This window comes from Pseudomonas sp. B10(2017), from assembly GCF_002113295.1.
Classification (GTDB): Bacteria; Pseudomonadota; Gammaproteobacteria; order Pseudomonadales; family Pseudomonadaceae; genus Aquipseudomonas; species Aquipseudomonas pudica.
Genome location: NZ_NEJU01000015.1, coordinates 32,235 through 55,813 on the forward strand (window position 1 = coordinate 32,235; position 23,579 = coordinate 55,813).

The following is a 23,579-nucleotide window of genomic DNA, read 5'->3' on the forward strand; positions in this document are numbered from 1 at the left end:
AAAGAAATTTTGCCTACACGCTTCAGGCGTTGGCATTGAGGATAGTCAAAGGGGTGGGGCAACACCCGCATTACCCGATCAAAGGCAACTGGCAAGGACACGTACCAGTTTCTGGGCTCGCGGGTCCATGAGCACATAAGGGCCGAGGGTATTGACCACCAAACCGAAGGCCACATCGTGTTCCGGGTCAGCGAAACCGACCGAGCCGCCAGCGCCTGGATGGCCGAAGGCGCGGGCCCCGAGGCCGAAGGTGGCATTGGCCACATCGGGCTGGTCGAGCATGCAGCCCAGGCCAAAACGCGTCTGGGTGAGCAGGGTGCGATCCTGCCCGATGCTGTGCTCACGGGTCAGTTCGTCGAGCAGTTCGGATTCGAGCAGGCTACCGTCCAGCAACCCGGCATAGAAACCCGCCAGGCTACGCGCATTCCCATGACCATTGGCCGCTGGCTGCTGCATGCGCCGCCACTCAGGCTTGTTGGTACTGGTCAGTATCGCCGGCGGGTTGGTGAAGGCACGGGTCGACAGGGCCTCGGGCTCGCGCATGGTCACCTGCAGCAGGCGCTGCGCCGCGGCGTCCCCGGCGTTGCCCTTGCCACGGGCGATATGCGCTACGCGATGGAACTCATCGTCCGCCAGGCCGACATGAAAATCCAGCCCCAACGGCCGAGCGGTACGGGCCACGATCGAGTCGCCGGGGCCACGGCCGTCGGCACGGCGGATCAGCTCGCCGATCAGCCAGCCATAAGTAATGGCGGCGTAGCCGTGCTCGGTGCCGGGTTTCCACCAGGGCGTTTCGGCTGCCAGCGCATCGACCATGGCCTGCCAGTCATACAGCGCCTCGGCCGGCAGCAGCTCACGGATGGCCGGCAGACCGGCACGGTGGCTGAGCAACTGGCGCAGGGTGATCGCCTGTTTGCCTGCCTGGGCGAACTCGGGCCAATAGTTGGCCACCGGCGCATCGAGCGCCAGCTTGCCCTCGCCGACCAGTTGCAGGGCGGTGACAGCGGTGAAGGTCTTGGTGCAGGAGAACAGGTTGGCGATGGTATCGCTGTGCCAGGCCTGCTGGCCGTCCTTGTCGGCACAGCCAGCCCACAGGTCGACCACGGTTTCGCCACCGACCTGGATGCACAGCGCGGCGCCACGCTCCTGGGGATCATCGAACAGCGCGGCAAAGGCTTCGCGCACTGCTTCGAACTTCAGCTCATAGTGACCCTGGATCTGCACCCGCTGTTCTCCGTACGACCAATTCCGAAAATGGTGTGCATTGTTTCAGTAGTTTGGCGTTTTGCAAACTGGCTTGGGCTGGGTGGTCACTGTGGGAGCGGCCTTGTGTCGCGATGGGCTGCGCAGCAGCCCCGGCAATTTATACAGCGCCGCTGAAATGAGGGGACTGCTCCGCAGTCCTTTCGCGACGCAAGGCCGCTCCCACAAAAAGACCGCGTCGACCTGGGCTAGGGCGCCGGTTTTTCCAGTTGGGCTCGCAGCTGGCTCATTGCCTGCAAGTTGCTCTTGCGCACGGCATCGACAAACCCCGGGTAAGGCACATCGGTGATCGCCACCAACCCAAGGTGGCCGTTCTCGCCATCGAGCAGGCGGCCGCTGGCCGGCTGGTCAAGGTACTGGAACCAGTGCGCGCCAACGATCATCGGCTGCGCCAGGGCTGCCTTGAGGAAGTTGCCGTAGGCCGGGCCGCGGTCTTCTTCCCGCGCTACTTCCAGCGGCCCCGGCCAGAACGGCCCGCGATCGCGCGAGCCGAACTGGAACTCGGACACCAGTACCGGCTTGTCCAGCTCGGCCAGGCGGGCAAAGTCGTAGCCGTCCTGCGGTTTGAGGGTATAGAAGTTGAAGCTGAGCACATCGCAGAACTCGGCGCAGGCCTTGACCGCCTCCGGCGTGCTGACGGCATAGCGGCCACCCAGCAGCAGGTGATTGGGCGCATGCCACTTCAACGAGTCGGCAATGGTCTTGAAGTAGGTTTCGGCGAACACTTGCTGAAAGTGCTGGTAGTCACGCTCGATTTCCGGGTGCTCCGGGTTGGGTAACGGTGCCTCGAAGCCTGGGTCTTCCATCAGTTCCCAGGCGGTCAGCTCGATGCCCCATGCCTTGGACAAGCCTTCCTGGTTGCGGTATTTGTCACGCAGCTGCTTGAGGAAAGCGCGCTTGGCCGGTACATCGGTGGTCAGGCGCAAGGTTCCGTAGGCCAGGCCGTAACGCGCCTTCGCGTCACTACCGGGGGCGGCCCAGGCCAGTTCGTTGTCAGCGAAATAGCCGATCAGCCAGGGGTCGTCACGGTGATCGCGGGCGGCAATGGCCACGGCGCGTTCGGTGGCCATGGCAAAACGCGGGTCGAACGGGTCGGGCATGCGGCCCCACCAGTCCATGCCAGTGCTGATGCTGGCGTAATCCCCGACGATCGATAACGGCAAGGTGTACGGCATGCGCCTGGCCTGGCCCAGGGCCGGTTCGCTCCAGTTGCCGACCGTGTTGAAACCCCAGGCCTGCAGGCGATCGAGCGCATGCGCCTGCCAACGGGCGGTATCAAGCGCCAATGGAGGGCAGTTGGCCGGCTGCCCTTCTACCGCGGGCGAACAGGGTTTGCCATAGGTGCGCTGCAGGTTGGCGGCATAAAAATCGAACCAGCGCCCCTGTTTGAAGTTGCGCCCCTGCGACGAGGGGTTGCCGTCGTCGTTGTTGCCGTCGCCATAGAATGCGGCCAGTGCATCCCCCTCGCCCGGCAACGCCTTGAACATTCCCTCACGCCCGGCGATGTAGGTACGCCCGCCATCCGCGGCCACGGCATTCACCCCCAGGGAGTAGAACGGATGCCCCTCGGGCGTTACCAGGTACCAGCGGCCGTCACGCTTTTCGGTGCGGAAAAAGCCTTTGGCCTCGAACGCCGGCCCGGCCAGCAGGCCACCGTACGCGTCCAACGGCTGCTTGCCACGCTCTGCCAACCAGCCTTTGAGCTGTTGCTGCTCGCGCATATCGGCCGCCTTGAGCTGCTCGTCATTGGCAACCTTTTCAGGCCAATGGCCGCGGGTGGACTGGCCATAGGCATCGATCAGCTCCTGGTAGGCCGCCTTGTAGGCCTGGTCGTCATCCTGGATGCCGACCCGCTCGATCAACAGGTTCTGCGCCACCTTGGGGTTGGGGATACTCAGGCTGACCGACACCACCTGCTTGAGGTCGAGCGCGCCGGCGCTGCTGGTCAGCAGCAGGCGCTGGCCGCCATGGTTCCAGGGCATGGGCGGGCCGGCGCGCATGCCCTGGCTCAGCGGCGAACTGGCCGTCAGCGGTACCATCACGGTTTGTGCAGGCCCGGCCGGTAGGTCGATGCGGCTGGTCAACGTGCGGCCATCACTGCTCTGTACCATGACGTCCACGGTCAGCGCCCAATCCATCGCGCTTTGCAGTCGCAAGGTCAGGAACTGACCGCCGGACCAGTCCCATACACCGCTTTGCGGGCTCAGGCGCAGGGTCGGCCGCTGGGCAGGGTTGAACACCACGCGCCGCAACACTTCGCCTTCGGCCGTTTGCTCCGCGTTGTACTGCGGCATACCGGCATCCTCGGTCACCACGTTGACCACCGAGGCCGGGCGCACGAAGCTGAAAAGCGTCTGCTGCCCAGCCAGCAAAGGCGAGCTGAACAACAGGGCGAAAACGGCGGGCAGGGTACGGCGGACCATAAGGCTGGGGCTCTCCTTCAGGGCCCTCATGGCCCACGACTGAGTATGGACAACGCGCCAGAGCAAGTGCTCCGGCGGTCAGGAAATCTCCCGCCGGAACGGCGGCAGCGCATTGAGAATAGCCTTGCCATAGCGTTGGGTGACCAGACGCCGGTCAAGCAAGGTGATGACACCGCGGTCCTGCTCGGTTCGCAGCAGGCGGCCGCAGGCCTGGATCAGCCGAAGCGACGCGTCGGGCACGGCAATTTCCATGAACGGGTTGCCGCCGCGAGCCTCGATCCACTCGGCCAGCGCCGCTTCGACCGGGTCGTCTGGCACGGCAAAGGGAATCTTGGCGATCACCACGTGCTCGCAGTAGGCACCCGGCAGGTCGACACCCTCGGCAAAGCTGGCCAGGCCGAACAGCACGCTGTGCTGGCCATCATCTACCCGCGCCTTGTGCTTGTTCAGGGTTTCCTGTTTGGACAGGTTGCCCTGGATCAGCACCAGCTTGCGCCAGTCACGGTCCAGTCCATCGAACACGTCCTGCATCTGCTTGCGCGAGGAGAACAGCACCAGCGCGCCACGGGCCTCTTCCACGATACTCGGCAGTTCGCGGATGATTGCCGCGGTATGCGCCGCTGCATCGCGCGGGTCGGCCTTGAGGTCGGGGACCCGCAGCAGGCCGGCATCGCCATGCACGAACGGACTGGGCACCACGCAGGTGACCGCGTCACGCGGCAACCCCGAGCGCATGCGGAAACGGTCGAACTTGCCGAGCGCGGTCAGCGTCGCCGAGGTCACCAGCGCGCCATGGGCCACGCTCCACAGACTGCGGCGGAGCATTTCGGCGGCCAGGATGGGGCTGGCGTTGACTTCGATATCGAACAGCGCACCGCTCTCGGCCAGGGTCAGCCAGCGGGCCATGGGCGGGCTGTCTTCCGGGTCTTCGGCGGTAAAGGCCGTCCACAGCTCCCAGTTGCCCTGGGCACGGGTGACCAGGCTTCCGAACAGCGGGTACCACTCCTCGGCCTGGTGGCTGGCGATGCCGATGTTGACCTCACCGTCCATGCCTTCCTTGAGCAGGTCGGCCAGGCGAGTGAACAGGTCGTTGAGGCGAGCAAAGCCCTTTTTCAGCTCGATGCCCACTTCGCGAATCTGCTCCGGCACCACACCGCCTTCGAAGCGGTAGCGCGGGCGCTCACGGCCTTCGTTGTCCTCGCTGGGGCGGAAGTCGGCAACCTGCTCGCACAGGGTGAACATGAACTGCTGCTGGGTGCGCACTTCCCGCGCAAGCTCTGGCACCTGCTCGATGTACTTGCCAAGGTCACCGGGCAGCGGGTGCTGGGCCAGCAGCTTGGTCAGGTTCTTGGCGGTCTGTTCCAGCCAGTCGGCAGTGGAGCGCAGGCGCGAATAGTGGGCGAAATGGCCGATGGCCTTGTCCGGCAGGTGGTGGCCTTCGTCGAACACGTACATGGTGTCGCGCGGGTCGGGCAATACCGCGCCGCCGCCCAGGGCCAGGTCGGCCAGCACCATGTCGTGGTTGGTGACGATCACATCGACCTTGCCCATGCCTTCGCGGGCCTTGTAGAACACGCACTGCTGGAAGTTCGGGCAATGACGGCCGGTGCACTGGCTGTGGTCGGTGGTCAGGCGTGCCCAGTCCTGGTCTTCCAGGGCTTCTGGCCAGCTGTCGCGGTCACCGTCCCAGCGGTTGCCGGCAAGCTTCTCGATCATGCTGTTGAACAGCTTCTGGCTGCGCTCGTCGACTTCGATGTGGAAGCCTTCTTCCTCGAACAGCTGGGCGGTGGCGGACTGGGCGTGGCCCTCCTGCAGCAGGATGTCGAGCTTGGACAGGCACAGGTAGCGGCCACGGCCCTTGGCCAGGGCGAAGCTGAAGTTCAGCCCGCTGCTGCGCATGAGGTCGGGCAGGTCCTTGAAGACGATCTGCTCCTGCAGCGCCACGGTGGCGGTGGCGATCACCAGGCGCTTGCCGGCGGCCTTGGCGGCCGGAATGGCAGCCAGGCTGTAGGCCACCGTCTTGCCGGTACCGGTGCCCGCCTCCACTGCCACCACGGCAGGCTCGCCGGCACGGCGGCCTTCCTCGTCGCAGGCGATGTCGCCGAGCACCTTGGCCACTTCGGCGATCATCAGGCGCTGGCCATAGCGCGGTTTGAGGCTCTTGGCTTCGAGAAAACGCGTATAGGCGCCCTGGATAGTGGCTTTGAGTTCGTTGCTGATCATGGTCTGCAGGCGCCCGGAGGGCTGGATATATTTTCAGTGTTTCGCATGGGGCGGCTATCATACCCCGCTATTGCCCTTTATGCCGCATGGAGATCCAGATGCTTGCCTTTGCCTTGCCCTACACACTGCATGTCATTGCCGCCCTGGTGTGGGTCGGCGGCATGTTCTTCGCCTGGCTGGTGCTGCGCCCGGCAACGGTTGCAGCCCTTGAGGGGCCTGCCCGGCTGCGCTTGTGGGTAGAAGTTTTCCGACGCTTCTTCGGTTGGGTCTGGCTGGCCGTGGCGATTTTGGCGATAAGTGGTATCGGCATGTTGCACATGCGCTTCAGCGGCTTCGAGACTGCACCGAAGTATGTGCAGGTGATGATCGGTGGGGGCATCGCCATGTTTGCCCTGTTCATGCGCATCCAGGCGTTGCTGCTGCCGGAGCTGAGGGCGGCGGTGCAGGCCGAGGACTGGCCGGCGGGTGCGGCAGTGCTGGGGCGGATTCGGCGGATGGTAGGGATCAACCTGCTGCTGGGCCTGGCGGTGGTAGCCGTGGCCAGTTCGCGGCTGATGCTCTGACAGGATCTGCGCAGCCCGTGTAGGAGCAGCCCATCGCGACACAAGGCCGCTCCTACAGGGGGCGCAGCAAGGCTTCAGAGGCGCTGCAGAATCAGCTCACCTGCAGCGCCGGCCAACCCAGGCTGGCCCGGCTGGCCCGGTCGGCCATTTGCGCCGGCGTCTGTGCGGTACACCAGGCACCCCTTGCTAGCCCCGCCCTTGCCGGCCTTGCCTGCAGCCCCGGCCTTGCCCGGTGCGCCGCCGTCCAGGCGCACCACGATGCGCTCCTGCGGGAAGCCCTGCGGCACGCTCAAGCGGATGCGCCCACCCGGCGCACCATCGTGCCCGTTGCCGCCGTCATCGCCATTGGCACCGCGGCTGGCCTGGCCCCAGGTGCAGCCACCGGCCTGGCCGTTAGCGCCATCGAGTCCCACGTACCCTGGCGCACCGTCACCGCCACGGGCATCGATAGCCAGGCGCTCGGCATCCACTTCAGCCAGTTTCAGGTCCAGGCTGCGGCCAGACCGGGCTCCCCGCTGGTAGGTGCCCGCCGCCCCCGGCGCACTGAATTCACTACCCTCACCCAGCCGTGCGCTGCGCGCCTCGATCAGCAACGGGCTATCGGACGGAGCAATGGCGATACGCGCATCGCGCCCCAGTTCCAGCTGGTCGACCTTCAATTCCGCCAGCGTGGCAGGCAGCAGCAGGGTTGCGGCATCGGCGACACGCAACTGTGCCAGGTGCACGCTAGCCGACTTGTCGGGCAGGCGAAGCATGGAATTGGCAGCGACCTCCAGGCTTTCGGCCTGGGCCAGGGGAGCGGCCAACATGGCCAGCAACATCAAATTACGCATTTCGCGGCGCCTCCTGCACACGGGGAATGGACATGACATGGAAGATACCCGTCAACAGGATCTGCAGACGATCGAACCAGCGGTGGCTGCGCCCGCGCAGGCTGCCATTGAAGAACAACACTTCGAGCAGGTGCAGGCCGAGCAAGGTGATGCCGGCGGCGTTGATCAGCAGGTTGAAGGGCAAGGGTTGTGGCATCAACTGATTGAACAGCACCACACCCCAGAAAGCGACAGTCAGGACCTTGCCCAAGCCCAGGATGAACTTCATATCCCGCCCCCATGGATTGTTGTTATGTCGAGCCGGCCCGTTCGAGCGGGCCGTGCGGCCAACATTAACCGCAATGTCAAGACAGGCGCCAGCACCACTCAGTTGAGGTGCAGTTCCACCCGTCGGTTGCGGGCGCGGCCCTCCTCGCTTTCGTTGTCGCTGAGCGGCTCACTCTCACCGCGCCCCTGGCTGGTGACCTTGCCCGCCTCCAGCCCCTGGCTGATCAGGTAAACGGCCACGCTGCTGGCGCGGCGTTCGGAAAGTGCCTGGTTGTAGCTGTCGGAGCCTACGTTATCCGTATGTCCGATCACGCTGACTTTGGCCACCGTCGGTGAATCGAGTTTTGCCACCAGGCCTTGCAGGCGCTGCTGGGCCGCCGGGGTCAGCTCGGCGGAATCGAAGGCGAACATCACCGCGCCGTTGTCATCCAGGATGATCACCTCCGGCGAGGGTTCGGGTTCAGTGGCAGGCGGCGATACGGGGTACACCTTCAACGGGCACCCCATATGGTCGACCGCAGTGTTTGCCGGGGTATCGGGGCAACGATCGCGGCGGTCGAAAATGCCATCGCCATCTTCGTCACCATCCTGGACGTAACAGATCAGCCCCCCGGCAATGGCACCAAGGGCACCGCCACCAGCCGCCCAACTCGAGCTTTCGATGGCGCCCAGGCCACCACCGACCAGGCCGCCGAGCAGGCTGCAGATGGGCCAGGTCCTCTGGTTGAGTGGCGCGCTACCATCGCTTTGGGTGGCGCAGCCCGCGAGCAGGCTGGCAGCCACCAACAGCGGCAGCGCCGCTTTCGACGTCACACTCATGCTGAATGCTCCTGTGTCATTGGCCACGGACGGCTGACTGCCGTTGAAGACACGCCCGTGCCACTGCTCAAGGCACGGGCGCAAGTCGCTCTACCGCTGGATCTTGATCTCGGTACGGCGGTTCATGGCGCGCCCCTCGGCCGTGGCGTTGTCTGCCACCGGCTGGGTTTCACCAGCCCCTACCACCGACACGAAGCTGCTGCGCGGTACTCCGCTCTCGACCAGGTAGTCGGTCACCGAGTGGGCGCGGCGCTCGGACAGTTTCTGGTTGTAGCTGTCGGAGCCGACGCTGTCGGTATGGCCGCTGACGCTCAGGCGGGCGGACGGCGCTTCCTGTTTCAGGCGCGTGGCAATGGTGTTGAGGCGCTCCTTGTCGCTGGCGGTCAGGCGCGCAGAGTCGAACTCGAAGTGCACATCGCGGATGACGATGACTTCTTCCTTCTGCACCACCACTTCCTCGACCACTGCGGCCGGCTCCGGTGGGCAGCCGTTGGCATCGACCTGCACACCGCGCGGGGTACCTGGGCACTTGTCACGGCTGTCCGGCACACCGTCGCCATCCTCGTCGCCATCGCCATGGGCCCAGCAATAGCCTGCCGCCAGGCCACCACCCAGCAACGCGCCCCAACCAGCCCAGCTGGAGCTCTCGATGGCGCCCAGGGCAGCGCCGCTTACACCCCCGACGGCGGCACATTTCGGCCAGTCGGTCTTTTGCAAACCTGCACAACCAGTCAACACACTGGTGAGCAGAACCAGGGGTATCGCTGTGCGTACTATGCTCATTTCATTGCTTCTCCTAGGGGGAATCGGCATAAGGCCGATTTCAGGGAGTAAAGACCGAGCATCTGATCCCTGCCACCAATAAGCCACGACACAGCCACATGCCTCTTTGCCCGCACGCTGCGGCCCGCTAGTCTTGGACGACTTCAACGAGGATTGCCAATGACCGACGGTTTTTCCCAGCGCACCCCGCAGCAGGCCCTGGCGGCCCTGCTCGAGCGCTTCACCCCGCAACGCCTGCTGCTGGTGGGCACGCGTTTCCCGGCGCTGGACGCCTTCGCCAAGGCGCACCCACAGGTAACCATCGCCACAGCCGCCCCAGGCCCGCTGCCGGCCGAACTGGCAGCCCAGCGCTTTGACCTGGCGGTACTGGTGGACTGCCTGGAGCACCTGCCCAAACGCACCGGCCTGGAGTTGCTCGGCGGCATTCGCAACCTCAATGCCAGCCGGGTCGCGGTGCTTGCCGACCTGGGCGCCTGTGGCTGGCAAGACACCGATTTCTTTGCCCTGGCCCTGTCGGCCAGCGAGAAATTCCGCCGTGACCAGCAGGTATTGAGCCTGTTCACCTATGATCTACATGACTACAAGCAGGTACCGGACTGGCTGAATGCCAAGTTCTGGGCCAACCCTGAAAACTTCGGCAAGTACTGGTGGTGATGATGAGTGTCTCGGTCTGCCCTTGTGGCAGTGGCAACCTGCTCGACGCCTGCTGCGGGCATTACCATGCTGGCACCCCGGCACCGGATGCCCAGGCGCTGATGCGCTCACGCTACAGTGCCTACGTGCTGGGCCTGGTCGACTATCTGGTGGCCACCACTCTGCCAGCCCAGCAAGCTGGCCTGGATCGCGCTGCCATGGCTGCCTGGAGCGCCCAGAGCACCTGGTTGGGCCTGGAGGTAGAAAGTGCGGAGGTGCTCGGCGGCCAGCCAGAGCACGGTTTTGTCACCTTCACTGCACGCTGGCACGACCAGGAGGGTGACCATCAGCACCGCGAGCGCTCGGCATTCGTCCAGCATGCCGGGCGCTGGTACTTCATCGACCCCACGGTCGGGCTCAAGGCCGGGCGTAACGACCCCTGCCCCTGCGCCAGCGGGCAGAAGTTCAAGAAATGCTGCGCCAGTTACGTGGGTAGCTGAACATGGTCGCCCGCACCCGCCCGCTGCTGCTCGCCCCCCTGATGGCATGGCTGGCACTGCTGGCGGGCTGCGCCAGTTGGGGCGGTGACGAGTGGCGCGAACCCGAGATGCACCTGGTCGAGGTGGAGACAGTCAAGGCCAGGTTGCTGGAGCAGGAGTTCGTGCTGCACCTGCGAGTCGACAACCCCAATGACAGCCGACTGTTCATCCGCAACCTGTCGTATGCCATACGCCTCAACGACCTGTTGCTGGTGCAGGATGAAACCAGCGTGTGGCGCAGTGTCGGCGGGCACGCCCAGCGTACTTTCAAGATCACCGCGCGAACCAACCTGTGGCAGCACCTGAAACCACTGGCCAAGCTGCTGAAAAGCGAACAACCGCTGCACTACAGCCTGCAGGGCGAGCTGGCGACCGGGTTGCTCATCCATCGGGACCTGCACTTGTCGCGCAGTGGTGAGATAATCCCCGGCGACTACAACCCGGAGTAACCCTGCAATGTCCCAGCAACCCCACGTTCATGGCCCTGACTGCAACCACGATCATGATCACCACCACGATCATGGCCATGTACACGGCCCGCACTGCAACCACGGCCACCAGGAGCCGGTACGCAACGCCCTGAAGGACGTTGGCCGTAACGACCCGTGCCCGTGCGGTAGCCAGAAAAAGTTCAAGAAGTGCCACGGCGCCTGACCTGAACAGCACTTGCGCGTCCCAGCCGCGGGCCGCGCAGTGGGTATAGCCAGGGCCTAGCTGACCCTGGCAGGCCCTGAAACATTGCGCTGCAGCACCACTGAGGTGGCCATCAGCAGCACGATGCACAGGGCCATGCAAATGGCATTGGTACCATCCCAACCGACCGTGCCCAGCAACAGCGACGGGCTGAATGCGCCAATGGTCGCGAACACCGCGATGGCCAGATCGTTCTTCCCCTGCATCTGCATCGCTGCCGGGCTGTGTTGCAGCATCTGCGCCAACAGCGCCCCACCGCCCACGTAAGTCAGGTTCCAGCCCAGGCCCAGGGCTATCAGTGACAAGGTCATCATCGCGTAGCTGTGCGACCACATGTTCATGGCCGTGCAACCGATCAGCAGGCCCAGGCCGAGACAGATGGTGGCCCTGATACCGAGCTTGTGGATGATGGCACCAGTGAAGAACGATGGGGCAAACATGGCAATCACATGCCATTGAATCGCCAGGCGAACGTCGGAAAAGTCCTCATGCATGTGTTTCATGTGCATGGATGCCTGGATCATCAGCAAATTCATGATCCCGTAGCCCAGCGCGGCCACTGCCATGGCCACGGCAACCACCGGGCTCAGTGGCTCGGCGGTCGTATCAGCCGGTTTCGCTGCACGGTCTTTACTGGCGGTGCCGGTATCGCCGGGCAGGCAGGCCGCTGTCAGCAACGACATCACCGCCAGGACGACAAAAGCGGCGTAGCAGAGAGAAAACAGCGGATACCCGCGAACATCCCTCAGCCACTCGGTGAAGGCCGGCCCGACCACGGCAGCGATTACCCCACCGGCCACTACCAGGGAAAGCGCCTTGGGTTTCAGGTTCTGGGCCAGGTTGTCGGTGGCCGCGAAGCGATTGAAGTTGGCAAACGCAATGTAGATGCCCAATGCCGAATGGCTGATCACCAGCGTCGGGAAGTGCTGGTACTGCACCGCCAGGTAGCCACTGATGCCAGACACCGCCAAAGGGATCGAGCCCAGCATGAAGGCGCGCTTGCGGCCGATACGGCTCATCAGCCTGGAGACCGGATAGGTGGCCAGCATCAGGCAGAGGAACTGGAAACCATAGGGCACGGTGGACCACGTGGCGGCAGGCGCCAGCGCCGCCCCGACAATGGCCGCCATGGTCACGGACATGACCGCAGTCGTCAGGTTGATCGATTGCGCGGTGAAATACAGGTACGTGCGCCGCGGGAGTGTGCTCGACATAGCGTGTGCTCACGGTTGGTGGACGGGTCGATTTCGGAATTGGGAAAGATGCCGACAGGTCCATGGTCGCATCTGCCGCGCCCTGAAATTCGCACAGTCGACTCGTTTTCCGGTTAACTGTTAGGCTGTTTTTTCTAACAGCTGCTGGACCCGCCATGCGCCCGCACAGCCTTCATGACCAGTTGAAACAGCGCCTCGAAGCCGGCGAATGGCTGCCCGGCCAGCGCATGCCCTCCATCCGCAAGCTGACGGCGGCGGTTGGCTGCAGCTACCACGATGTCGTCTCCAGCTATGCCCGGCTGGTCAGCGAAGGTGTGTTGACCGCCATTCCTGGGCGCGGCTACTTCGTCGCCAGCCACTCACGGCAAACCGGCGCATTGGATGCGCCCGCAGGCATGGCCGGCGACCCGCTGTTCAATCTGCTGCAGGGGGGCCAGCACAACATCAAACTGGGCAGCGGCTGGCTGCCACCCGCCTGGCGTGACACCGAGCTGCTGGCCAAGGCGATTCGCCGCACGGCGCGGTTGGAGCAGAGTTCGCTCGCGGAATATGGCGATATCCAGGGCTACCTGCCCATGCGCAAGCAGTTGTGCGTGCACCTGCAACGCCTGACCCGTGTCGATGCCCGGCCAAGCCAGTTGCTGACTACGCTGGGCGCCACACAAGCGCTGGACCTGGTGGCGCGGTTGTTGATCAAGCCAGGGGATCACGTGTTCGTCGACGAGCCCGGCAACGGCAACCTGATCAAGCTGATCCAATTGGCCGGCGGCCACGTGGTCGGGGTGCGCCGAACCCAGGACGGACCAAACGTGCAAGACATGAAGGAGCACCTGGCCAGGCACAAGGTGAAGGCATTCTTCTGCAACAGCACCTTCCACAACCCGACCGGTGGCAACATCAGCCCGCACAATGCCTTCAGCGTCCTGCGACTGGCGGTGGAACACGACTTCTTCGTGGTCGAGGACGATGTCTACGGCGACTTCAGCCCGGGTGTACGCCAGACCTTTGCCGAACTGGACAACCTTGAGCGGGTCATCTACATCGGCAGCTTCTCGAAATGCCTGTCCGCTTCATTGCGCGTGGGCTACATCGCCTGCTCGGCAGAGCTGATGGAGCCGCTGACGCGCCTGAAGCTGCTGACCTGCGTGGCGGTGCCGGCGTTTTGCGAACGCTTCGTCAACACCATCTTGTCCGACGGCACCTATGCCCGGCACATGCAAGACCTGCAGCAGCGCCTGATCCGGCAGCAGGCACAGACGCAGCAGTTGTTGCGGGCGCGTGGCTGGCAGTTCGACATAACGCCCCAAGGTGGCATGTTCCTGTGGGTCTACCACCCCGAACTGGCCGACCTGCAGCCTTTCATGCGTCGCCTGGAACTGCACCAGGTGCTATTGATGCCAGGCTCGGCCTTCGCTGTCAGCCGCGACTTTCAACGCCATGCACGCATCAATTGCACGCACTTTTCCGACGCCGTGGCCGAACTTTTCAAGGTTTGAGCGCATGTCTTGATTTTTGAGGTGGCGCTCGATCTCACAGGCACCACACATCCCACGCCAAGCACAAAAAATAAACCGCCCAGGGACCTTGCATGGCGCCTGCGCGCTCACTACCTTAGCGCCTTTCGAAACCCGCCACGCCTTGCAGGAGCCCTCGTCATGGCCGCCTCCGCCTTCCCTCCATTCCGCCCGCGGTTCGCAACCGCTGCCACGCTGCTCGGCATGCTCGGGCTGGCAGGCTGCCAGACGGGCGGCTATCAGGACAGCGTGCCACCGGCCAGCGGTGTGCAGCCGCTCAAGGGGCTGGCGCAGAACGTGTCGGTTCGGCGCAACGCAATGGGCGCACCATTGATCGAAAGCAGCAGCTTCCATGACGCTCTGTTCAGCTTGGGCTATGTGCATGCCGGCGACCGCATCGAGCAGATGGTCGCCATGCGCCTGCTGGCCCAGGGCCGCCTGGCAGAACTGGCCGGCAGCGACGCGCTGGACATCGACCGCCTGATGCGTGCGGCCAACCTCAAGCAGAGCGCCGCCCAGCAGTATGCTGACGCCTCGCCACGGCTCAAGCGCTTCTTCGAAGTGTATGCGCGCGGCGTCAACGCCTACCTGTTCCGCTACCGCGACAAGCTGCCCGCCGGCCTGGCCAGCAGTGGCTACCGCCCCGAATACTGGAAGCCCGAAGACTCGGCGCTGATCTTCAGCCTGTATGCCTTCAGCCAGTCGGTGAACCTTCAGGAAGAACTGAGCGCCTTGACCCTGGCGCAGAAAGCCGGCAGCGACAAGCTGGCCTGGCTGCTGCCTGGTGCCCCGGACGAGCCGTTGGCCGAAGCCGAAGTGGACAAGCTCAAGGACCTGAACCTGGCCAACCAGTTGCCGGGGCTGCCGGCCCTGGCAGCTGCCAGCCAGAAGCTGGCCGACCTCGATCTTCTGGGCAGCCCGGGCTCGGCCAACCTGGCCCTGGCGCCGCAGCGCAGCCGCAGCGGCAAGAGCCTGCTGGCCAGCGACAGCCGAGCCGCCTGGGCCCTTAGCCCGGTGCAGATCCACACCGGCAAGTACCAGGTCGCCGGCCTGTCGCTGCCTGGTTTGCCGATCGTGCTGGCCGGCTACAACGGCAAGCTGGCCTGGAGCAGCAGCGCGGTCATGGCCGATAACCAGGACCTGTACCTGGAGCAACTGCGCCACCAGGGCAGCCAGCTGAGCTATCTGGCCGACGGCAAATGGCTGCCGGCCCGCGCCCGCAGCGAAACCTTCTTCGTCCGCGGCCAGCGCCCGCTGCGCGAGGTGATGTACGACACCCGTCACGGCACCCTGCTGGCCCAGCCAGGCAATGCCAGCCTGGGCCTGGCGCTGAACCTGCCACAGTTCAAGGGCGACCGCAGCCTGGATGCTTTGTTCGACCTGACCCGCGCCAAGAGCGTGGAACGTGCCTTCGACAGCACCCGTGAGGTGACCGCCGCCGCGCTCAACTTCGTCTTCGCCGAACCCGAACACATCGGCTGGCAAGTCAGTGGCCGCTACCCCAACCGCCGTGAAGGCCAGGGCCTTCTGCCCTCGCCGGGCTGGGACGGGCGCTACGACTGGGACGGCTATGCCGACCCGATGCTGCACCCTTACGACCAGGACCCGCCCGCCGGCTGGATCGGCCACGCCAACCAGCGCAGCCTTCCGCGTGGCTATGGCATGCAGCTGTCCAGCACCTGGTACTACCCCGAACGCGCCGAACGCCTGGCCCAGCTGGCCGGCAATGGCCGCCACGACAGCCGCAGCCTGATGGCCCTGCAGAACGATCACACCACCCTGCTGGCCGACAAGCTCAAGCAGATGTTTGATGCCCCAGGCATGGCCCAGCCGCTCAAGCAGGCGATCGATGCGCTGCCCGCCGCACAGCGCGACAAGGCCAGCGACGCTCTGGCCCGGCTCAAGGCCTTCGATGGCCGTCTGAGCCCTGTATCGGCCGATGCCGCGCTGTACGAACTGTTCCTCCAGGAAGTCGCCCGGCAAACCTTCCTCGACGACCTGGGCCCGGAATCCGGCCCGGCATGGCAGGCTTTCGTCAGCAATGCACGGTTGTCGTTCTCGGCACAGGCCGACCACCTGCTGGGCCGCGACGACAGCCCGTTCTGGGATGACCGCAGCACCCCGCAGAAAGAAGACAAGCCGGCCATTCTAGCGCGCAGCCTGGCGGGCGCGGTGGATGCTGGCACCGCGCAACTGGGCGCCGACCGCCGCACCTGGCAGTGGGGCAAGCTGCACCAATACCGCTGGCCTGCACCGGCCTACCATGGCCTGGGCGACGCCCTCGGCCGCTCGCCGCTGGCTGCCGGTGGAGACTTCACCACCCTGGCCTTGACGCCATACGCCTGGGGCAGGGATTTCGACACCCGCCTGCCGGCCTCGGCGCGGATGATCGTCGACTTCGGCCAGGCCGAGCCATTGCAGGTGCTGACCAGCAGCGGGCAGTCCGGCAACCCGGCCAGCAAGCATTACAGCGATGGGCTGGACGCCTGGTTCAAAGGGCGCTTCATGAGCCTGCCACTGCAACAGCAGAACTTCGCGCGGGCATATGGCAACCAGCGTTTGACGTTGGTACCCGGGAAGTAAGCAGTAGCATCTGTGTTGGGGCCACCTTGTGCCCCAACCATTCTCAGTCGAACTTCCCGCCCCTACCATGGTTCCTAACTGGTAACTCCAAGCCAGCACCCATGCCATGGACCTCGTCATCGCCCGCCCCGAAGGCCTGTACTGTCAGCCAGGTGATTTTTACATCGATCCCTGGCGGCCAGTGGAACGTGCCGTCATCACCCACGGCCACGGCGACCATGCCCGCGTCGGCAACCGCCACTACCTCACCGCCGCCCCAGGCGCCGGCATCCTGCGCAGCCGCCTGGGCCAGGACATCGACCTGCAAACCCTGCCTTACGGCGAACGCCTGCTGCACCATGGCGTAACCCTGAGCCTGCACCCAGCCGGGCATGTACTGGGCTCGGCGCAAGTGCGCCTGGAATATCAGGGTGAGGTCTGGGTCGCGTCCGGCGACTACAAGGTGGAACCCGACGGCACCTGCACGCCGTTCGAACCGGTGCGCTGCCACACGTTCATCACCGAATCGACCTTTGGCCTGCCCATCTACCGTTGGCCCAGCCAGGGCGAGATCTTCACCAGCATCAATACCTGGTGGCGCGCCAATAGCGAACAGGGGAAAGCCAGCGTGCTGTTCTGCTACGCCTTCGGCAAGGCCCAGAGAATCCTCCACGGGCTGGACGCCGACATTGGTCCTGTCCTCGTGCATGGCGCTGTCGAACCACTCAACCGGGTGTACCGGGACGCTGGCGTCTACCTTCCGCAAACCCGCTATGTCGGCGATATCCCACGCAACGACCCGCTGCTGCGCCAGGCACTGGTCCTGGCACCGCCTTCGGCGGGTGGCAGCAGCTGGATGCGCCGTTTCGGCGACTACAGCGATGCCTTTGCCAGTGGCTGGATGCTGTTGCGCGGCACCCGTCGCCGGCGCGGGGTAGACCGAGGTTTCGTGCTCTCGGACCATGCCGATTGGCCGGGGTTGCTCTGGGCCATCGGCCAGACTGGCGCAGAACGCGTGATGGTCACCCACGGCTCGGTCAATGTGCTGGTGCGCTACCTCATCGAACAAGGCCTCGATGCCCGCGCCTTCGTGACCGAGTATGGCGAGGAAGATGACGTGGTAGCCGCGGAGCCAGACGCATGAAAGCATTCGCCGAGCTGTACCTGAGGCTGGATGCGACCACCTCCAGCACTGCCAAGCTCACGGCGCTGCGCGACTACTTCAGCACCGCCCCGGCTGGGGATGCCGCCTGGGCGGTGTACTTCCTGGCAGGCGGCCGCCCTCGTCAACTGGTACCTACACGCGTGCTGCGGGAGCTGGCCGGCAGGTTGGCGGGGCTGCCTGACTGGCTGTTCGAGGAATGCTACCAGGCCGTTGGCGACCTGGCCGAAACCATTTCCCTGCTGATGCCGGAAAGCCATCACCCTGGCGACGACGGCCTCGCCCGCTGGGTCGAAGCCCATCTACTGCCATTGCGCGGGTTGCCGGTAGAGGAGATCCAGGAACGCCTGCCGCCTCTTTGGGCCCAACTGGACCGACCCAGCCTGATGCTCTGCCTGAAACTCATCACTGGCAGCTTTCGCGTGGGCGTATCGAAGCTGCTGGTCACTCGTGCCCTCGCACAACTGGCCGGGCTGGATGCCAAACGCGTGGCCCAGCGCCTGGTTGGCTACACCGACATCAGCCACCGCCCGACGCCAGCCAGCTATCAACGGCTGATAGCCCCGGAATCAGACGATGAACATAGCCAGCGTGGCGGCCAGCCCTACCCGTTTTTTCTGGCCCACCCCCTTCAGGTACCAACCGACCAGCTCGATGCACTGCTCGGGCCGCCGAGCGAATGGCAGATCGAATGGAAATGGGACGGCATTCGCGCCCAGGTGGTCAAGCGCGAAGGCCAGCTGTGGGTCTGGTCGCGCGGTGAGGAACTGGTCACCGAACGCTTCCCCGAATTGCACAGCCTGGCACAGACGCTACCCGACGGTGTCGTGCTCGATGGCGAGATCCTGGTATGGAAACCCGGTGGTTCAGCAGATGAACTGGCTGTACAACCCTTTGCCATGTTGCAGCAGCGCCTGGGGCGCAAGACCTTGGGCAAAAAGCTGTTGAGCGACGCACCGGTCGTGCTGCAGGCCTACGACCTGCTGGAATGGCAAGGCGAGGACTGGCGCAGCCGGCCGCAGCATGCACGCCGCCAACAGCTGGAACACGTGCTTGAGCAGCATCCATTGGCCCCGGTGTTGCTCTCGCCTCTGCTCGAAGGCCAGGACTGGGCCGACCTTGCCCGCCAGCGCGAACAATCCCGCAGCCTGGGGGTGGAAGGGCTGATGCTTAAGCAGCGCGAGGCCTTGTATGGCGTGGGGCGCACCAAGGACATGGGCACCTGGTGGAAGTGGAAGATCGACCCGTTCAGCGTCGATGCCGTGCTGATCTATGCCCAGCGCGGTCATGGCCGGCGGGCCAGCTTGTACAGCGACTACACCTTCGCCGTGTGGGACGCGCCAGCCGGTACGCCGGGGCGGGCATTGGTTCCCTTTGCCAAGGCCTATTCAGGGCTCAGTGACGAAGAAATGCGCAAGGTCGACGCCATCATCCGCAAGACCACGGTTGAAACTTTCGGGCCGGTACGCAGCGTGACGCCAACGCTGGTGTTCGAGCTTGGGTTCGAGGGCATCGCCCTGTCCAGGAGGCACAAGAGCGGCATTGCCGTGCGTTTTCCGCGGATGCTGCGCTGGCGGCTGGACAAGCCAGTGGAAGAAGCGGATGACCTGGCCACATTGCAGGCGCTGTTGGCCTGAAAACATTTCTGGACCGTGCTGGCTTCTTCGCGGCTAAACCCGCAAAGAAGCCAGCGCGGTGACCAGGAGGGCACCGATGCAGGCGCAAGGCCAAAAACTGTGCTTCTATCTGTGTGCCGCCCCGTGTCGCAGACCGTTTTCGCCACGCACCCAGGACCACCATGCACCATTCAACTCACGACCTGCTCTCGCCCGTTCCGGGTATCACCCGCCAGTTGCACAGCTTCCACTTCGGACCTCGCGGTGGCGGCAAAGTCTATATCCAGGCCTCGCTGCATGCCGACGAGCTGCCCGGCATGCTGGTGGCCTGGCACCTCAAGCGCCGCCTGGGTGAACTGGAACAGCAAGGCCGCCTGCAACGCGAAATCATCCTGGTACCGGTGGCCAACCCGGTCGGTCTGGAACAAGTGCTGCTGGATGCGCCGCTGGGGCGCTTCGAACTGCAAAGTGGCGAGAACTTCAACCGTAACTTCGTCGACCTTTCGGACAGCATCGGCGACCAGATCGAAGAGCACCTTACCGAAGACCCGGCGCACAACCTTGCGCTGATCCGCGAATACCTGCGCCGCGGGCTGGACGCACACCCGGCGCGCACACCGCTGCAAGCCCAACGCCTGATACTGCAGCGCCTTGCCTGCGATGCCGACATGGTGCTGGACCTGCACTGCGACTTCGAGGCGGTCGAGCACCTGTACACCACGCCAGACGCCTGGCCGCAGATCGAGCCGCTGGCCCGCTACCTGGTTGCCCAGGCCAGCCTGCTGGCTACCGACTCAGGCGGGCAGTCGTTCGATGAGTGCTTCAGCCTGGTCTGGTGGCAGTTGCAGCAACGCTTTGGCAAACGGTTCCCGATTCCGCTGGGCTGCTGCTCGGTCACCGTCGAGCTGCGCGGCCAGGCCGATGTAAGCCACGACCTGGCCAGCAAGGACTGTCAGGCGATCCTCGACTTCCTGACCCATGCGGGGGTCATCGAAGGAGCCGCAGCCGCCCTGCCCGCCTTGCGCTGCCCGGCCACGCCGCTGGCCGCCGTCGAACCGGTGATAACGCCACTGGGCGGGCTGCTGGTGTACCACGCCCGGCCAGGCCAGCACCTGGAGGCGGGCCAGCTGATCGCTGAAGTAATCGACCCGCTCAGCGACCGAGTCACTGCCATCCGCAACAGCCAGCCCGGCCTGCTTTATGCACGAAACGTACGGCGCATGGCTACCGCAGGCATGGTCATCGCCCATGTCGCAGGCGAGCAGGTGTGCCGCAGCGGCTACCTGCTTGCCAACTGATCCGGTAAAACCATTGCACCAGCCTGGTTGTCTGTAGCAACACAGCCATCGAAGGACCCTATGCCCCATGCCCGCCGCCACCGACCTCGCCAAGGCCTGGTTCGCCAAGCGTGGCTGGAAGCCTTTCGCTTTCCAGCGCCGTGTCTGGGCTGCCGTGGAACGAGGCGAATCCGGCTTGCTGCATGCCAGTACCGGTGCCGGCAAGACCTACGCGATATGGCTCGCCGCGCTGCGGGCCTTCAAGGCCCAAGCCCAGGGACGTCATGCTGCCCCCTTGCAGGTGGTGTGGGTCACCCCCATGCGAGCCTTGGCCGCCGACACCGCCCGCGCGCTGCAGCTGCCGCTGGACGACCTGGGCCTGCCCTGGAACGTGGGCGTTCGCAGCAGCGACACCGGCAGTGCCGAACGTGCCCGGCAAGCACGGCGCCTGCCCAGCGTACTGGTCACTACCCCTGAAAGCCTTACGCTGCTGTTGACCCGGGCACAAGCCCGCGACGACTTCGCCACGCTGCGCCTGGTAGTGGTGGACGAATGGCACGAACTGCTGGGCAACAAGCGTGGGGTACAACTGCAACTGGCTCTGGCCCACCTGCGCCATTGGCACCCGACCCTGCCGACCTGGGGCCTGTCTGCCACCCTCGGCAATCTTCAACATGCGCTGGACGTATTGCTGCCACAAGGCGGCTTGCTGGTACAAGGCCGACAAGACAAGCCGCTACAGGTCGATACCCTGCTGCCAACGGCCATCGAGCGCTTCCCCTGGGCTGGGCACATGGGCTTGAAGATGCTCGACCAGGTCAGTCGGGAAATCGACGCCAGCAGCAGTTGCCTGGTATTCACCAACACTCGTGCGCAGGCCGAACTCTGGTACCAGGCCCTGCTCGAAGTACGCCCCGACTGGGCCGGACTGATTGCCTTGCACCATGCCTCGCTGGCCCGCGATACCCGTGACTGGGTGGAGCGCAGCCTCAAGCAAGGCAGGCTGAAGGCAGTGGTCTGCACCTCCAGCCTGGACCTGGGAGTAGACTTCCTGCCCGTGGAGCGAGTACTGCAGATCGGTTCTGCCAAGGGCATTGCCCGCCTCGTGCAACGGGCCGGGCGCTCCGGCCATGCGCCGGGGCGGCGCTCCCGGGTTACTCTGGTGCCCACCCACAGCCTGGAACTGGTGGAAGCAGCCGCCGCCAGGCAGGCCCTGGCAGCCGGGCACATCGAGGCCCGTCATTCGCCGCGCTTGTGCATGGACGTGCTGGTGCAACACCTGGTCAGCATGGCCTTGGGCAGTGGCTTTCATCCGGAGCAGTTACTGGACGAAGTGCGTAGCACCTGGGCCTTTCGCCAGTTGCGCGACAGCCAGTGGCAATGGGCGCTGGACTTCGTCTGTCATGGCGGCAGTTCTCTGAGCGCCTACCCGGACTACCAGCGCGTCGAGCGCCAGGCCGACGGCGCTTACCGGGTTGCCAGCGAACGTCTGGCACGCCGCCATCGCATGAGTATCGGTACCATCGTCAGCGACGCCAGCCTGCAGCTCAAGTACTGGAGCAAGGGTGGTGGGGGCAAGGCGCTGGGCAGCGTTGAAGAGGCATTTATTGCCCGTTTGCGCCCTGGCGATACCTTGGTGTTCGCCGGGCGAGTGCTGGAGCTGGTGCGCGTGGAAAACATGACCGCTTACGTACGCCGCAGCACCGCGCGCAAGGCGGCGGTTGCACGCTGGAATGGTGGCCGCATGCCGCTCTCCAGCGAACTGGCCAACGCACTGGTCGAGCAGTTCGGCGCAGCATCTCAGGGGTGTTTCCAAGGCCCGGAGATGCGCGCAGTGCGCCCCTTGCTTGCCTTGCAGGCGCAGTGGTCGGCGCTGCCCACTCCCACCACGCTGCTGGCCGAAACCTTCAAGTCGCGCCAGGGTTGGCACCTGTTCCTGTATCCGTTCGCCGGGCGTATGGCAAACCTTGGCCTGGCCAACCTGATTGCCTGGCGAGTGAGCCGCGTGCAGCCGCTTTCGGTTTCGATTGCCGTCAATGACTACGGGTTCGAACTGCTCAGCCCTGGCAACGTGGACTGGGCAACGCACCTGCCGCAGGCACTCGGTACCGAACACCTGCTGGACGATGTGCTGGCCAGCCTCAATGCAGGAGAAATGGCATTGCGCCGCTTTCGCGAGATCGCGCAAATTGCCGGGCTGGTGTTTGGCGGGTATCCGGCGGCGCAGAAAAGCCTGAGGCAGATCCAGGCCTCCAGCGGGTTGTTCTACGAGGTATTTCGCAAGCACGACGCTGGCAACCTGCTGCTGACCCAGGCACGGGACGAAGTGTTGAACGAGGAACTGGAGATCGAGCGGCTGCACCGGCAATTGCTGAAAATGGGGCAGTTGCGGCTGGAGCTGCGACAGCTTGAGCGGCCTGGGCCATTGGCCTTTGCCTTGCTGGTGGAAGGCATGCGCGAGACATTGAGCACCGAGAAGCTGGCGGACCGGATTGCCAGGATGGTCGCTGAGCTGAACAGTGTGGCGGACGCTACGGTATGACCAACTTTCTATCCATCGAACACCATGGCCAAGTGCTCTGGCTGCTTTCGGACAAGGCGATCTACTGGCCAGCCCGCCGTGCCCTGCTGGTGGCCGACGTGCACATCGGCAAGGCAGCGAGTTATCGTGCCCTGCACCAACCGGTACCACGCGGCACCACCGACGCGACACTCGACCGCCTGGATGCATTGCTGGCCGCACATGATTGCGAGCAACTGATCATTCTTGGCGATTTCCTGCATGCACGAGCAGCGCGTGCGCCGGCAACGCTCGCCAAGCTGCAGACGTGGCGAGAACGGCACAAGGCCCTGAAAATTGTGCTGATACGCGGCAATCATGATAGGAACGCCGGTGATCCACCCGTGTCGCTCGCAATAGAAGTCTTGAGCGAACCCTGGCTGCTGGAACCCTTCGCGCTACAGCACGAACCCGATCCACACCCGAGCCACCCGGTACTGGCAGGCCATGTACATCCGGTATTCGTACTGCGTGGCAAGGCTCGGCAACGCCTGCGGCTACCTTGCTTCCTGATCGACGGCCAAGTCAGCCTGCTGCCGGCGTTCGGTGAATTCACCGGGGGTTGGGAAATCGCGCCCACGAGCACCAGCCGGGTGTATCTCGCCGGAGCAAACCGTGTCTGGGCACTCTAGCCG

General features: G+C 64.6%; 20 protein-coding genes. 12 read left to right on the plus strand and 8 right to left on the minus strand.

The genetic code is table 11. The annotated features are described in order from the left end of the window. Positions 1 to 78 precede the first annotated feature (78 nt). The 3 genes from CAF92_RS18095 to dinG form a co-directional block, all read right to left on the minus strand. On the minus strand, positions 79 to 1,224 hold the full coding sequence (locus CAF92_RS18095) for a serine hydrolase domain-containing protein (RefSeq protein WP_085601541.1): 1,146 nt from the start codon (positions 1,222 to 1,224) through the stop codon (positions 79 to 81). 227 nt (positions 1,225 to 1,451) lie between these two features. After that, positions 1,452 to 3,686 carry a beta-galactosidase gene (locus tag CAF92_RS18100; RefSeq protein WP_085601542.1) on the minus strand — a complete coding sequence of 745 codons (2,235 nt, stop codon included), beginning with the start codon at positions 3,684 to 3,686 and terminating at the stop codon, positions 1,452 to 1,454. A gap of 78 nt (positions 3,687 to 3,764) precedes the next feature. Further along, entirely contained in the window at positions 3,765 to 5,909 is a 2,145-nt protein-coding gene (gene dinG, locus CAF92_RS18105) for an ATP-dependent DNA helicase DinG (protein ID WP_046614728.1), read from the minus strand. Between the two features lie 98 nt (positions 5,910 to 6,007). Between dinG and CAF92_RS18110 the strand changes: the two genes are divergently transcribed. Next, entirely contained in the window at positions 6,008 to 6,472 is a 465-nt protein-coding gene (locus tag CAF92_RS18110; protein ID WP_046614729.1) for a CopD family protein, read from the plus strand. A gap of 74 nt (positions 6,473 to 6,546) precedes the next feature. Here the strand turns inward: CAF92_RS18110 and CAF92_RS18115 are convergent, their stop codons facing one another. The 4 genes from CAF92_RS18115 to CAF92_RS18130 form a co-directional block, all read right to left on the minus strand. Next, positions 6,547 to 7,305: a collagen pro alpha-chain precursor gene (locus tag CAF92_RS18115; protein ID WP_085601543.1), complete on the minus strand. Its 759-nt coding sequence runs from the start codon at positions 7,303 to 7,305 to the stop codon at positions 6,547 to 6,549. Continuing rightward, on the minus strand, positions 7,298 to 7,573 hold the full coding sequence (locus tag CAF92_RS18120) for a DUF1145 domain-containing protein (RefSeq protein WP_025340369.1): 276 nt from the start codon (positions 7,571 to 7,573) through the stop codon (positions 7,298 to 7,300). The genes CAF92_RS18115 and CAF92_RS18120 overlap by 8 nt, the downstream gene beginning before the upstream one ends. 98 nt (positions 7,574 to 7,671) lie before the next feature. After that, on the minus strand, positions 7,672 to 8,391 hold the full coding sequence (locus CAF92_RS18125; protein ID WP_085601544.1) for an OmpA family protein: 720 nt from the start codon (positions 8,389 to 8,391) through the stop codon (positions 7,672 to 7,674). Positions 8,392 to 8,481: 90 nt separating this feature from the next. After that, positions 8,482 to 9,174 (minus strand): OmpA family protein, encoded by a 693-nt coding sequence (locus CAF92_RS18130; protein ID WP_003258902.1) that lies wholly within the window; start codon positions 9,172 to 9,174, stop codon positions 8,482 to 8,484. Between the two features lie 159 nt (positions 9,175 to 9,333). Here CAF92_RS18130 and CAF92_RS18135 point away from each other — a divergent pair, with 159 nt between their 5' ends. The 4 genes from CAF92_RS18135 to CAF92_RS18150 are packed head-to-tail and all read left to right on the plus strand — an operon-like array spanning position 9,334 to position 11,000. After that, complete coding sequence (locus tag CAF92_RS18135; RefSeq protein WP_085601545.1) at positions 9,334 to 9,828, plus strand: DUF6231 family protein; 495 nt, start codon at positions 9,334 to 9,336, stop codon at positions 9,826 to 9,828. A 2-nt stretch (positions 9,829 to 9,830) separates the two neighbouring features. Beyond that, positions 9,831 to 10,307, plus strand: coding sequence for a YchJ family protein (locus tag CAF92_RS18140; protein WP_015271542.1), 477 nt, complete (start codon positions 9,831 to 9,833; stop codon positions 10,305 to 10,307). A gap of 2 nt (positions 10,308 to 10,309) precedes the next feature. Beyond that, the gene (locus tag CAF92_RS18145; RefSeq protein ID WP_085601546.1) at positions 10,310 to 10,795 is read left to right on the plus strand and encodes an LEA type 2 family protein; all 486 of its coding nucleotides are present in this window, start codon (positions 10,310 to 10,312) and stop codon (positions 10,793 to 10,795) included. Between the two features lie 7 nt (positions 10,796 to 10,802). Continuing rightward, entirely contained in the window at positions 10,803 to 11,000 is a 198-nt protein-coding gene (locus CAF92_RS18150; RefSeq protein ID WP_003258907.1) for an SEC-C metal-binding domain-containing protein, read from the plus strand. Positions 11,001 to 11,056: 56 nt separating this feature from the next. Here CAF92_RS18150 and CAF92_RS18155 read toward each other — a convergent pair whose 3' ends face one another. Beyond that, the gene (locus CAF92_RS18155; RefSeq protein WP_085601547.1) at positions 11,057 to 12,253 is read right to left on the minus strand and encodes an MFS transporter; all 1,197 of its coding nucleotides are present in this window, start codon (positions 12,251 to 12,253) and stop codon (positions 11,057 to 11,059) included. Between the two features lie 155 nt (positions 12,254 to 12,408). Between CAF92_RS18155 and CAF92_RS18160 the strand changes: the two genes are divergently transcribed. The 7 genes from CAF92_RS18160 (at position 12,409) to pdeM (ending at position 23,576) form a co-directional block, all read left to right on the plus strand. Continuing rightward, positions 12,409 to 13,749, plus strand: a complete 1,341-nt coding sequence (locus CAF92_RS18160) for a PLP-dependent aminotransferase family protein (protein WP_085601548.1) — start codon at positions 12,409 to 12,411, stop codon at positions 13,747 to 13,749. Between the two features lie 159 nt (positions 13,750 to 13,908). Then, positions 13,909 to 16,350 carry a penicillin acylase family protein gene (locus tag CAF92_RS18165; RefSeq protein ID WP_085601549.1) on the plus strand — a complete coding sequence of 814 codons (2,442 nt, stop codon included), beginning with the start codon at positions 13,909 to 13,911 and terminating at the stop codon, positions 16,348 to 16,350. Positions 16,351 to 16,456: 106 nt separating this feature from the next. Further along, entirely contained in the window at positions 16,457 to 17,473 is a 1,017-nt protein-coding gene (locus tag CAF92_RS18170) for a ligase-associated DNA damage response exonuclease (RefSeq protein ID WP_085601550.1), read from the plus strand. After that, a complete protein-coding gene (locus CAF92_RS18175; protein ID WP_085601551.1) occupies positions 17,470 to 19,128 on the plus strand; it encodes an ATP-dependent DNA ligase in 1,659 nt (552 codons plus the stop codon). Before CAF92_RS18170 ends, CAF92_RS18175 begins: the two co-directional genes overlap by 4 nt. Before the next feature lie 161 nt (positions 19,129 to 19,289). Then, positions 19,290 to 20,405: a succinylglutamate desuccinylase/aspartoacylase family protein gene (locus CAF92_RS18180; RefSeq protein ID WP_085601552.1), complete on the plus strand. Its 1,116-nt coding sequence runs from the start codon at positions 19,290 to 19,292 to the stop codon at positions 20,403 to 20,405. Between the two features lie 67 nt (positions 20,406 to 20,472). Beyond that, a complete protein-coding gene (locus CAF92_RS18185) occupies positions 20,473 to 22,926 on the plus strand; it encodes a ligase-associated DNA damage response DEXH box helicase (protein WP_085601553.1) in 2,454 nt (817 codons plus the stop codon). Beyond that, positions 22,923 to 23,576, plus strand: a complete 654-nt coding sequence (pdeM, locus tag CAF92_RS18190; protein WP_085601554.1) for a ligase-associated DNA damage response endonuclease PdeM — start codon at positions 22,923 to 22,925, stop codon at positions 23,574 to 23,576. The genes CAF92_RS18185 and pdeM overlap by 4 nt, the downstream gene beginning before the upstream one ends. Positions 23,577 to 23,579 lie beyond the last annotated feature (3 nt).